The 11,417-nt window shown below is 60.3% G+C and carries 12 protein-coding genes; 5 read left to right on the top strand and 7 right to left on the bottom strand.

From position 1 onward, the window contains the following. Positions 1-56 precede the first annotated feature (56 nt). Entirely contained in the window at positions 57-530 is a 474-nt protein-coding gene (gene rirA, locus IP76_RS20450) for an iron-responsive transcriptional regulator RirA (protein WP_054160095.1), read from the bottom strand. A 220-nt stretch (positions 531-750) separates the two neighbouring features. Here rirA and IP76_RS20445 point away from each other — a divergent pair, with 220 nt between their 5' ends. Continuing rightward, a complete protein-coding gene (locus IP76_RS20445) occupies positions 751-1,749 on the top strand; it encodes a Fe(3+) ABC transporter substrate-binding protein (protein WP_245281524.1) in 999 nt (332 codons plus the stop codon). A gap of 169 nt (positions 1,750-1,918) precedes the next feature. Beyond that, positions 1,919-2,326, top strand: a complete 408-nt coding sequence (locus IP76_RS20440) for a hypothetical protein (protein WP_156318664.1) — start codon at positions 1,919-1,921, stop codon at positions 2,324-2,326. Between the two features lie 119 nt (positions 2,327-2,445). Here IP76_RS20440 and IP76_RS20435 read toward each other — a convergent pair whose 3' ends face one another. The 3 genes from IP76_RS20435 to IP76_RS20425 form a co-directional block, all read right to left on the bottom strand. Beyond that, positions 2,446-3,510 carry a M48 family metallopeptidase gene (locus tag IP76_RS20435; protein ID WP_054160092.1) on the bottom strand — a complete coding sequence of 355 codons (1,065 nt, stop codon included), beginning with the start codon at positions 3,508-3,510 and terminating at the stop codon, positions 2,446-2,448. Then, entirely contained in the window at positions 3,500-4,555 is a 1,056-nt protein-coding gene (locus tag IP76_RS20430; protein WP_054160091.1) for a YjgN family protein, read from the bottom strand. Before IP76_RS20430 ends, IP76_RS20435 begins: the two co-directional genes overlap by 11 nt. Before the next feature lie 311 nt (positions 4,556-4,866). Continuing rightward, entirely contained in the window at positions 4,867-6,363 is a 1,497-nt protein-coding gene (locus IP76_RS20425; protein WP_054160090.1) for a CoA-acylating methylmalonate-semialdehyde dehydrogenase, read from the bottom strand. Positions 6,364-6,466: 103 nt separating this feature from the next. On the opposite strand from IP76_RS20425, the gene IP76_RS20420 reads away from it, so the two are divergent. Then, positions 6,467-7,348, top strand: a complete 882-nt coding sequence (locus tag IP76_RS20420; RefSeq protein WP_054160089.1) for a LysR family transcriptional regulator — start codon at positions 6,467-6,469, stop codon at positions 7,346-7,348. 10 nt (positions 7,349-7,358) lie between these two features. Here IP76_RS20420 and IP76_RS20415 read toward each other — a convergent pair whose 3' ends face one another. The 3 genes from IP76_RS20415 to IP76_RS20405 are packed head-to-tail and all read right to left on the bottom strand — an operon-like array spanning position 7,359 to position 9,243. After that, the gene (locus tag IP76_RS20415; RefSeq protein WP_054160088.1) at positions 7,359-7,952 is read right to left on the bottom strand and encodes a DUF1007 family protein; all 594 of its coding nucleotides are present in this window, start codon (positions 7,950-7,952) and stop codon (positions 7,359-7,361) included. Further along, a complete protein-coding gene (locus IP76_RS20410; RefSeq protein ID WP_054160087.1) occupies positions 7,949-8,656 on the bottom strand; it encodes a hypothetical protein in 708 nt (235 codons plus the stop codon). Before IP76_RS20410 ends, IP76_RS20415 begins: the two co-directional genes overlap by 4 nt. Continuing rightward, positions 8,656-9,243, bottom strand: coding sequence for a HupE/UreJ family protein (locus tag IP76_RS20405; RefSeq protein ID WP_156318663.1), 588 nt, complete (start codon positions 9,241-9,243; stop codon positions 8,656-8,658). The genes IP76_RS20410 and IP76_RS20405 overlap by 1 nt, the downstream gene beginning before the upstream one ends. Before the next feature lie 158 nt (positions 9,244-9,401). On the opposite strand from IP76_RS20405, the gene IP76_RS20400 reads away from it, so the two are divergent. Further along, a complete protein-coding gene (locus IP76_RS20400) occupies positions 9,402-10,037 on the top strand; it encodes a HupE/UreJ family protein (protein ID WP_082352646.1) in 636 nt (211 codons plus the stop codon). Positions 10,038-10,239: 202 nt separating this feature from the next. Continuing rightward, the gene (locus IP76_RS20395) at positions 10,240-11,337 is read left to right on the top strand and encodes a branched-chain amino acid aminotransferase (RefSeq protein ID WP_054160084.1); all 1,098 of its coding nucleotides are present in this window, start codon (positions 10,240-10,242) and stop codon (positions 11,335-11,337) included. Positions 11,338-11,417 lie beyond the last annotated feature (80 nt).

The following is an 11,417-nucleotide window of genomic DNA, read 5'->3' as shown; positions in this document are numbered from 1 at the left end:
AACAAAAACCCCGCCAGTCTGGCGGGTTTTCGAATTGGCAATCTATTCGCCGACAATCAGGCAGCGGGTGCCCGCATCGGACGGGGAGAGAGATCATCAATGCCAAGCAGGAAGTTGATCTGCGGGCGAGCCTTGACCAGATCATCGATCGTATAACCCGTCAAAACATCGAAGAAGGCGTTCAATGCCTTGCGCAGCGCTGAGTTAAGGCCGCAGCTGTCGATCAGAGGACAGTCAACATCACCGTCGTCCTCGAAGCATTCCGCCATGGCGAAACTGTCTTCGGTCACACGCACAACATCGAACAGGGTGATCTTGTCGGCGGCCCGCCCAAGGCGTACGCCACCGTTGCGACCACGCACGGTTTCAACCAGACCGGCCTTGTTCAACGGCTGCAAAATCTTGAACAGGAAGAGTTCCGATACGCCGTAAGCCTTGGCGATTTCCGGAATTCGGCTCAACTGCTCGTCATTGGCGGCGCAGTACATCAACATGCGCACGGCGTAATTTGTCTGCTTTGTCAAACGCATGCACGATTCCTCTGTTTTCTTGCCTACTTATATAGCCGCTTTTCTAGTTTTGAACAATTCCAAAATACTCAAGTTCACATTTGAACTCTGCGTGAACAAACCGGAGTGCGATTGACAGCTTATCCGGATTCATGAATATGCGCCTCAAGTAATATCAGAAGGGAGGCCCTTGACCATGTCCACGACCCGTTTCACCACATTCGCCCTTGCCGCCGCCTCCATGCTCGCCGTCACGGTTGGCACGGCGCATGCCGAAGGCGAAGTAAACATCTATTCCTATCGCCAGCCTGAACTCATTCAACCGCTGATGGATGCCTTCACCAAGGAAACCGGCATCAAGACGAATGTTCTGTTCCTCGACAAGGGTCTGGTCGAGCGCATCGCCGCAGAAGGCGCGAATTCGCCAGCTGACGTGATCCTGACGATCGATATCGCCCGTCTCACCGAAGCCAAGGATGGCGGCGTGACGCAGGCACTCGACGATGCCGACATCAATGCTCAGATTCCGGCGCAGTACCGCGATCCCGAAGGCAACTGGTTTGGCCTCACGACGCGTGGCCGCGTTCTCTACGCCTCCAAGGAGCGCGTGTCGGAAGATGCCATCACCTATGAGGAACTCGCCGACCCGAAGTGGAAGGGTCGCATCTGCATGCGTGATGCCCAGCACTCCTACAATATCGGCCTGTTCGCCTCGATGGTCGCCCATCATGGCGCCGAATACACCGAGAAGTGGATTGCCGGCCTGAAGCAGAACCTCGTCAAGAAGCCTGACGGCAACGACCGTGCTCAGGCCAAGGCAATCTTCTCCGGCGAATGCGATCTCGGTCTCGCCAACACCTACTATCTCGGCCTGATGATGACGAACGAGAAGGAGCCGGAAGAAAAGGAATGGGCCGGTGCCGTTAAGGTGCTCTTCCCCAACGCCGCCGATCGCGGCACGCATGTCAACATTTCCGGCATGGCGCTCGCCAAGAATGCGCCGAACAAGGACAATGCCGTCAAGCTGATGGAATTCCTCGCCTCCGACGAAGCGCAGACCATCTATGCAGAGCAGGTCTTCGAATATCCTGTTGGGCCGAATGCCAAGGCCTCGGCTATCGTTGCCGGCTTCGGCGCGATCAAGCCGGACACCCTGCCGCTCGCTGATATCGCCGCCAACCGCAAGACGGCGTCCGAACTGGTGGACAAGGTCGGCCTCAACGACGGCCCGACGCAGTAAGCCGCAGGCATTGCTTGCACGATGGGAAAGGGGCAGCTTCGGCTGCTCCTTTTTTTGTCGGAACGGCCTCTGTGACCGACGACAATCATCGGCATGGCCGAGGTCAAGCCGTCGTTGACCGGGTTTGCGGCGGTGATAGCGTGCCGGCGTTTCGATTATGGAGACCCGCGTGCGCCGTTTTATCTTGCTTCTTGCTTTTTCGGCCAGCCTTACAGCACCCTCTCCCACTTTGGCCAATCCGGGCCTTGAAGGAACATATCAGGGCTTCATCTGGTCTGGCGGCAGCAATACCCGGGGCACCACGTCGTTGACGGTCCGGCCCGATGGCGCGATCAGCGGCAGCTACATTTTCGAGGATATGGGAAGCGCGATCGAGGGTACGCTGACGGATTGTGCCTTCACGGCTCCGATCCTCCGCTGCACCTGGAACGATGCATATGGCAGCGGCGGCCTTGTGCTGCGCTTTACCGGGGATTTCTGGGCCTTCGAAGGCAGCTGGCACGATGGAGGTCTGACAAAGGCTGAAGAGCGTCCAGACAATGGGTATCGCTGGACCGGCGCCAAGACCGGCACATAGGCAGTCAATGGCGGTCAATGGTGGCCAATCACCATCTTCTTCATGCAAACGAGGCGATGACCTTCACGTCATCGCCTCGCTAGACCTTGGAAATTCAGGCAGCCGGGGCTACTGAGGCCTCATTGTGCCGGGAAGCCCAATTCCAGCGCATGGGCTTCGATCGCCTGCTTGCGTTCAGCCGTTGGCGGATGGGTGGAGAGCATTGAGCCCTCATCCCCGTCGAGGCCCAATTCCTTTTCCAGCTTTTCGAAGAAGCGGCCGACAGCGCGCGGATCACGCCCTGCCTTGGCCATGAGTTCGACCGAAATCCGGTCCGCCTCATTCTCGGCTCCGCGCGAATGCGACATGGTCATGAGGGCGGCACCGCCGGTCAGAACATCCTCGGCCGCCGTGCCAATATCACCGGCGATCAGCATGATCAGGCCAGTCATGCCAGCTGCGCGGTACATCTGACGCAGCGAATGCTTTTGCTCGACATGACCGATCTCATGGGCAAGCACACCCAGGATCATGTCCATGTCGGTGCCGGCCAGTTCGATCAGCTCGTCGGTTATGACCAGATTGCCGTCGGGAAGCGCGAAGGCATTTGGCCCGATGAGGCCACCGCTTCGGAAGTTCAGGGTATAGGCGTCGCGCCCCTTTGCGGAGACATCCGCCACCTGATGGAAGGCGTCAAGAATCTCCTTCTGACGTGCCTCAGGAAGTTCGGTCTCCTCGAAGACAGCCTTATCCAGTGTGGTGAGAGCGCCCGAGGCCATCCATTCGGTGGCCGCCGGTGGCGTCACCAGCACCGCTACCTCGACCATGGCGGGAAGCGCATAGCGATAGATGCCGCCTGCCAAGAGGAAGACGGCGATAACGAAGGCAATGAGACGCGGATGGAAGGCTTCCAGCTTGTGGACGAAACCAGTGCTGCGATGGCGGCTCAGCCAATCGTCGAGAGCTGCATTGTCGTCCGTCTCGAACATCGAGCCGTCGGGAAAGGTAATCCGGCGCGGCACGCGGCCGATGCGATCGGAGATATCCAGACGCGAAAGATCGCCGACCGTAACCGGATCGGCGACCTCTCCTTCGAGCCTGACATAGAGCGTCTTGCCCTCGGCCAGGATCTCGGCCCCGGAACTCCTGCTGGCACCCGGAGGGTGCCAGCGTCCAAGGGCAATACGCTTGTCGTCAGAAGCCAAAGTCGAATCCTTCGATATCGAGATACTCCGCCGTCACGGCCGAGCCGGACGCTTCGATCGAGGCTATCACATCGGAGAACTGACCATCGACGATAATTCCCGTGTGCTCAACAGCGTAACGCGTTTCGCGCACGGCAGCCCAAGGCCGCATCAGGCCGAAACTGATCATCGAGACGAGGAAGTTCGAGATGATGATCCAGAAGTAGCGCAGGCGGCCCATATCCGACATCAGGCGATGGCGGCCGTCGAAGATTGTGGAGCTCAGGGCCACATTGCGCACGCCGACGCGGTAGAAGATGGTGCCGATGGCAAACAGGACGAAGAACGGGATCATCACACCATAGACCGCCATGATGATCTGCACCTCATCCATGGTACCGTCCTCGAACGAGGCGAAGCTGGCAAGACCAACCAGACCGGCAATGGCGACGCCGACCAGTCCCAGCACAAATGCCGGGATCCACACGCGGTAGAGAGCGCCGATCTGGGGATCGCTTTCCAAAGCGCGGTCGCCATAGCGAATGTTGTTGAAGACGTAGCGATAGAGCCAGCGGCTGGCAAAGGGCGCCAGAATGCCGAGCGAGAAGGTGGCCACGAGGCTGCCGACGATGATGGCGAAGAAGGCGCCGCCGACCTTGCCGACAAAGTCAAAGCGGATGTTGCGATAGCTGGTAACGCGGGCGTTGAAGCGCAGGCTGCGCATGACGATCCACGGCAGCGCAAACAACATCAGCAAACCGAGGAGGATGCCGGCAATCGGGTAGAACTGCAGCATGATGTTGTAGGCGGCGAGATAACCGATGACGATACCGCGACCGATCAGGATTTGCAGACCCTTGGCATGGTAGTCGAAGGAGTGACCATCAAAGAAGGTGTTGCCGTAGAAATAGCGATTGCGACGGACCTTGGCCCAGGCCGAATAAATGCCGAGCGTGACGATCGTCAGCAGGATGTTAACAATCCAGATACCGAAATACTCTTTTGCGTTGCCGCGGAATTCACCACGGTGCAGTACGCCCGTCGGTGCTGTTGCTGCTTGCAGCATGAGACAAACCTCTCTTCTGATCACAAATAAAGTGCCACCATCTCCCCAGATGGCGGCAGCTAGGCCTTATGATCACGAGGCATATCCGATCTCAAGTGATTTGCGACACGCACAGCATCACAGCTGAAGAAATACTTAACGGCCAAGAGAAAAGGCGGGGTTTTACCCCCACCTTTCCAAGGATAACTGATGCGCGTTGTGCATATCACTACGTCATCGGCATGACGAATGCGGCACCGTCCTTGATGCCCGTCCGACGCCCGCAGCAAGCGAAGAACCGCGGGGACGTCGAGACAAGCAATCGTCCGGCATCACTTCATCGTCGGCATCACGAACTCGGCACCGTCCTTGATGCCGGACGGCCAACGCGAGGTGACCGTCTTAGTGCGGGTCCAGAACTTGATCGAGTCCGTACCATGCTGGTTGAGATCGCCGAAGGAGGAGGCCTTCCAGCCACCGAAAGAGTGGTAGGCGAGCGGAACCGGGATCGGCACGTTGATTCCGACCATGCCGATGTTGATGCGGCTGGCGAAGTCACGGGCAGCGTCACCGTCTCGGGTGTAGATCGCGACGCCATTGCCGTATTCGTGCTTCATCGGCAGGTCGAGGGCTTCCTCATAGGTCTTGGCACGCACGACCGACAGGACCGGGCCGAAGATTTCGGTCTTGTAGATATCCATGTCGGGGGTCACGTTGTCGAACAGGCAGCCGCCGACGAAGTAGCCGTTTTCGTAGCCCTGAAGCTTAAAATCGCGGCCATCGACCACGAGCTTGGCGCCGGCTTCAACACCACTGTCAATCAGGCCCTTGATGCGCGCCTGGGCTTCCTTGGTGATGACAGGGCCAAGATCGGCCTTGTCATCGGTATAAGGACCGATGCGCAAGGATTCGACCATCGGGGTCAGCTTTTCGATCAGGCGGTTTGCCGTCTCTTCGCCAACCGGAACAGCAACAGAGATTGCCATGCAACGCTCGCCGGCCGAGCCGTAGCCAGCGCCCATTAGCGCTTGGGCGGCCTGGTCGAGATCGGCGTCGGGCATGATGATCATGTGGTTCTTGGCGCCACCGAAGCACTGGGCGCGCTTGCCGTTCATGGCGGCCGTTCCATAGACGTAGCGGGCGATCGGGGTCGAGCCGACGAAGGAGACGGCCGAGATGTCCGGATGGGTCAGCAGGCCATCAACCGCCGACTTGTCACCATTGACGACGTTGAGGATACCGGCCGGGAGACCTGCCTCGATCATCAGTTCGGCAAGGCGGATCGGAACAGACGGGTCGCGCTCAGACGGCTTCAGGATGAAAGCATTGCCGCAGGCAATCGCCGGGGCAAACATCCACATCGGGATCATGGCCGGGAAGTTGAATGGTGTGATGCCGGCGCCGATGCCAACCGGCTGGCGGATCGAGTACATGTCGATGTTGGGGCCAGCACCTTCGGTGAACTCGCTCTTCGACAGATGCGGTATGCCGATGACGAATTCGCAGACTTCCAGGCCGCGGACGATATCGCCCTTCGCGTCCTCGATGGTCTTGCCGTGTTCGCGCGACAGCGTCTCGGCGAGGCTGTCCATATTCTCGTTCAGCAGAGCGACGAACTTCATGAAGACGCGGGCGCGGCGCTGCGGGTTCGTGGCAGCCCACTTGGCCTGGGCGGCCTTGGCGTTCTCGACAGCAGCGTTCAACTCTTCGGCGCTGGCCAGCGAAACTTCGCCCTGCACTTCGCCGGTTGCCGGATTGTAGATGCCTTGCTTGCGACCCGAAGTGCCGGCGACATGCTTGCCGCCGATGAAATGACCGACCTGATACATGGGTTTCCTCCTGGATTGTTATGGAGGCAGTATGCGCTTTGATTTGCACAAATCAACGCGATCATTTACGCATCTGTTGTGCAGAATTTGAAGTGGCAGTGACATGAACTGGGATGATGTGCGAATTTTCCTCGCCGTGGCGCGTACGGGGCAGATCCTCGCCGCCTCTCGGCGCATGGGGCTCAACCATGCCACGTTGTCGCGCCGGCTGACAGCGCTGGAAACGGCGCTCAAGACACGGCTCTTCATCCGCCGGACAAATGGCTGCGAGTTGACGGCTGAGGGCGAGGCCTTTCTCTTTTCGGCCGAGCGCATGGAAACCGAAATGCTGGAGGTGCAGGCGCGGCTCGGGCGGACCGATACGCAAGTTGCCGGCACCGTGCGCATTGGCGCGCCGGATGGGTTCGGCGTGTTTTTCCTGGCAGCCCGGCTCGGCGCGCTGATCGAGAAACATCCGGAACTGAAAATCCAGCTTGTGCCCGTGCCGCGCTCGTTTTCGCTTTCCCAACGCGAGGCGGACATTGCGGTCACGCTGGAGCGGCCGGACCAGGGGCGGCTCGTCTCGTCGAAGCTGGTCGACTACACGCTCGGTCTCTACGCCTCGCGCGACTATGTCGGGAAATACGGCCTTCCGCAAACAGCTGAAGAGCTGAAGAGCCATCGCCGGGTGGGCTACGTGGAAGACCTGATCTTCACGCCCTCGCTCAATTTCACCGGTGAAGTGATGCGCGACTGGAATGCCGGCTTCGAGATTTCGTCGGCGATTGGCCAGACCGAAGCTGTCCTGGCCGGGGCCGGGATCGGGATCCTGCACAGCTACATCGCTCGCCAGCATGACGCCCTGGTTCGGGTCATGCCGGACATAACTCTGCGCCGCGCCTACTGGACGACTTTCCACGAAAGCGCACGCGAGTTGGTGCGTGTCCGTGCAGTCGTGCAGTTCCTGCAGGATGCGGTGGAAGGCGAGCGCGGGATGTTTGGCTGATCTGATAGTGTCAGCGGCAGGTGAGCGTAACGACGTCCGGCACCACGAGACCGCCGAAATAGGCTTCCTCCGCCCGGCGCGCGACGGTTGCTGCACAGCCAGCGGCCTCACCGCGCAGAACCACCGGCAATTGCGGGTCCAACCGGAAAGCGAGCGCGAGATCCCGGTCGCGCAGGAGGATGTCGACACCCTTGCCGCTCACTTCGACAGGCTCTGGAAACCGATAGGCGAGTGTGAGGCGAAGGGCCCCATCGGCGTAAACAAGCCGGCTGAAGGAGATGTCAGGCAGAGCGATCGCTTGCGCTTCACGTTTAACTTCCGTGAAAGCGGACATTCTCTTCAATCGCTCCAGCATGACCTGCTTGAGGTCCTCGGTTTCGGATATCGAAAGCTGACCATCGGCATCGTGATCGGCCTGGATGAAAAGCCGACGGCTGGTGCCTGTGTCGAAGCCCATCAACGTCGCGAAACCTGTCAAACGCCCTCCGTCCAGGTCGAGCAGTATCCGACTGGCGACTGACACATCGGGATGCGCAGAAGACGCGCCAGCGCCAGCCAGAAAACTCACGATGGTCAGGGCAATAAGCTCCATGCGGTTGATCATCGAAACGCCTCCGGCGGCGGCAAGCCGTCAAAACCCGGAAAAGCGCCCTCGACCGGCAGGCGCGCCAGAGTCGGCGGCATGAGGTCGCGATCCTTGCCGGCCAGATAGGCTCCGCCGTAGAGGAGAGCCACCGCAATCATCCAGCTGGCGACGATCCGCGAAGCGGTGATCGCAGGCACAGCCCGAAACTGCGCGGCCGGGACCGCTATGCAAACAACCAGCAGTGCCTGCAGGGTGAATGCCGACGGCAGGTACAAGGGTGCGAAAAGAGCCGGATCGCCAAGCCAAGTGGCAAGCGCGCTTGCACCGCCAATCACGGGCGCCACCAGGATAAACACGGGCGGCCTGTATCGCGGCGGCAGAACAAGCGCCATGCCGGCCAGGGCGCTGGCAATCGGGCCAGTCAGGAAGAGGTGCGAGGCGGCACCGGGCACCGGCGATAGCAAGAGGTAAAACGCCTCGCGAAACGTGATCCCCACTAGCCCGCCAACGGCCAGCATGAGGCATGCAGCCAGGCGAATGCGGTTCGATACTTGACCGAAGAGCAGACCGAGCCCGACCAGAGGCAGGATATGCTCGACCGTCAGAATGGCCGCGAAGGCCGAGCTGCCATCGGAAAGACCAGGCCCGATCCAATAGGCAATGAGCCCACTGACAAGCGCGAGTGGCAGGAATAGCCAGAGCCTGCACCAGACATCCGCCATCAGGAGACGAAAAAATAGATGCCGCCGAGACTGATGACACCCCCCAGGGCGCGCGCGAGCTGGCCCTTCTGAACCTTCAGGAAACCCAGGCCGACAGCTATGCCGGCAAGATGGATGAGACCCGTGGCAACGACGAAACCGAAAGCATAATCGGCAGGATCCGCGGCATTTGGCAATTCGGCACCATGCGCATAGCCATGGAAAATCGCGAAAACGCCGATCACCACCAAGGCCAACCATTCCGGCGGACGCCACAGAAGGGCAATCGCGAGGCCAAGGACGACAATGGAGAGCGCGATGCCGCTTTCAACCGCTGGCAGCGGAACACCGGCAATGCCCAAGACGCCGCCCGCGACCATGATCAGCGGGAAGGCAATCGGCAGGCTCCACACAGAGCGCCCACCCATTTGCGCACCCCAAAGACCAACGCAGAACATGGCCAGCATGTGATCCAGGCCCGACAACGGATGTTCGAAGCCGTGCAGAAAACCACCGCCCTCGCCCGTGAGCAAATGCGCTTCCGCGACGGAGGGTATCAAAAGGATCAGGACCAAAGCCCAAACATGCGAGATTTTAAACGGTGACACCGTGCGTGTTCTCCTCAGGATGCATCCGCCAGCCTAGGGATGGCAAAGGCTGCCCCGCCGAGTCTATATCCGAATCGGGCGAAACTGTAGACGAATTACGCTCCCTCTCGCCTGCCTGTCGACAGATGAGCGTCACGAGATCAAGAAAGAGACATTGCATGAGGATGACAGCACACACCCTATTGCCGCCCGCCGCACTGCGCATTTCGATACCGGCCCTCGTCGCAATCGGCAGCCTGTGCCTTCCCTCGATCGCCGAAGCGCATGTGATGGACGGTCCGCTAGGCGGCTTCGGTTCTGGTTTCGGCCATCCACTCGCCGGTTTCGACCACCTCCTTGCGATGCTGGCGGTGGGGCTCTGGGGCGCTCAGATGGGCGGTCGATCGGTCTGGACACTGCCGGCGACCTTTCCGCTGATCATGTGCCTCGGCGGCGTTCTGGGCATGCTCGGCGTGCTGCCCGCCGGCCCCGTTCAGGCGGGGATCGCCCTGTCAGTCTTTGTGCTCGGGGGCGTCATTGCTTTGGAATGGAAAGCCCCGGACTGGATTGCGTTGGCGCTCATCTCCGTCTTTGCCATCCTGCACGGCATTCCGCATGGCGTATTGGCGCCGCGCGCCGTCGATCCGGCCGCCTTCACCGTCGGCTTCGTCGTTTCGACGGGCGTGATTCATGTTATCGGGATCGCCATTGGCGCCGTGCTGAAGCCGATCGCTCAGGGTCGACTGATCCAGGCCCTCGGGGCGGCCATTGCGCTTGCCGGGGTCTGGTTTATCGCTCGCCTGATCATCGCATGAACCGCCCGTGACCGCTGGCTGGGTCTGTGGCTAACCGATCCGCGACACCCCCTGCCCATCAAGGCATTTTGCTGCAATGCGGCGTCATGGTTTCGGTTGACAAACGCCTGCGGAACCGCACAAACCACGGCACAGACAGACCTCGACGCGCTGCGGCGAGGCCACCCAATCGACATGCGACCATTTCAGACACAGGCTCCTCATGACCAGCACATCCGCAATGCTCGACTTCCAGATCGTTCCGAATACCGCGCCCATGGCCGAAGCCGACCGGCTGAAGGCGTTTGAAAACCTCGGCTTCGGCACCCTGTTTACCGACCACATGGCGGTGGTGCGCTGGCATGTCGATACCGGCTGGCACGATGCGGAGATCAGCGCGCGCAAACCGTTCCAGGTCGACCCGGCGGCAAGCGTCCTGCATTATGCCCAGGAAATCTTCGAGGGCATGAAGGCCTACAAGGGCGCAGATGGCCGCATCACCCTGTTCCGCCCGGAAGAAAATGCCCGACGATTCAACCGCTCGGCCGAGCGCATGGCGATGCCGGAGGTGCCGGAAGAGCTGTTCCTCAAGGCTGTCGAGGAACTGGTCAAGATCGACGCCAAGTGGGTGCCGGAAGGCGAAGGCAGCCTTTATCTGCGCCCCTTCATGTTCGCCAGCGAAGCCTTTCTCGGTGTGCGCCCGTCGCGCGAATACATTTTCTGCGTCATCGCCTCGCCGGTCGGTCCCTATTTCAAGGGCGGCAGCAAGCCGGTAACCCTCTGGGTCAGTGAGCACTACACGCGCGCCGCACCGGGCGGCACGGGCGCTGCGAAGTGCGGCGGCAACTACGCAGCCAGCCTTCTCGCCCAGAAGGAAGCATCGAGCCGCGGTTGCGACCAAGTCGTTTTCCTTGATGCTGCCGAGCACAAGTGGATCGAAGAACTGGGCGGCATGAATGTGTTTTTCGTCATGGATGACAACAGCGTCGTCACGCCGCCGCTCTCCGGCACGATCCTGCCCGGTATCACGCGCAATTCGATCATCAAGCTTGCCACCGACAACGGATTGAATGTGATCGAACGTCCCTACTCGTTCGAAGAGTGGATGGCCGATGCCAAGAGCGGCAAGCTGCGCGAGGCCTTTGCCTGCGGTACAGCTGCTGTAGTCGCAGCGATCGGTACGGTACGCCATCCCGAAGGTGAGTTCGTCATCGGCAATGCCGGCACCGGCTTCGAGACGGAAAAACTGCGCAACCAGCTGACCGGAATCCAGCGCGGCAGCGTTGCCGACCCTTACAACTGGGTAAAGACGGTCGCCTGAACTCCGGCTTTTCGCAGGGTCTGCGATTAACCAGCATTCGCGTCAGTGACGCTCCACCCCCGAAGGTGGATTGCGTCCTG

Source organism: Rhizobium sp. AAP43 (assembly GCF_001296045.1).
Classification (GTDB): Bacteria; Pseudomonadota; Alphaproteobacteria; order Rhizobiales; family Rhizobiaceae; genus Allorhizobium.
The sequence above is the reverse complement of the archived record's forward strand: the minus strand, read 5'-3'. Positions and strand labels throughout refer to the sequence as shown.

Excerpts from the sequence above, each read along its gene's own strand:
- rirA (WP_054160095.1), bottom strand. The coding sequence starts at position 530 with ATGCGTTTGACAAAGCAGACAAATTACGCCGTGCGCATGTTGATGTAC.
- IP76_RS20445 (WP_245281524.1), top strand. The coding sequence starts at position 751 with ATGCTCGCCGTCACGGTTGGCACGGCGCATGCCGAAGGCGAAGTAAAC.
- IP76_RS20430 (WP_054160091.1), bottom strand. The coding sequence starts at position 4,555 with ATGCTGCAAGCAGCAACAGCACCGACGGGCGTACTGCACCGTGGTGAA.
- IP76_RS20425 (WP_054160090.1), bottom strand. The coding sequence starts at position 6,363 with ATGTATCAGGTCGGTCATTTCATCGGCGGCAAGCATGTCGCCGGCACT.
- IP76_RS20420 (WP_054160089.1), top strand. The coding sequence starts at position 6,467 with ATGAACTGGGATGATGTGCGAATTTTCCTCGCCGTGGCGCGTACGGGG.
- IP76_RS20415 (WP_054160088.1), bottom strand. The coding sequence starts at position 7,952 with ATGATCAACCGCATGGAGCTTATTGCCCTGACCATCGTGAGTTTTCTG.
- IP76_RS20410 (WP_054160087.1), bottom strand. The coding sequence starts at position 8,656 with ATGGCGGATGTCTGGTGCAGGCTCTGGCTATTCCTGCCACTCGCGCTT.
- IP76_RS20400 (WP_082352646.1), top strand. The coding sequence starts at position 9,402 with ATGAGGATGACAGCACACACCCTATTGCCGCCCGCCGCACTGCGCATT.
- IP76_RS20395 (WP_054160084.1), top strand. The coding sequence starts at position 10,240 with ATGACCAGCACATCCGCAATGCTCGACTTCCAGATCGTTCCGAATACC.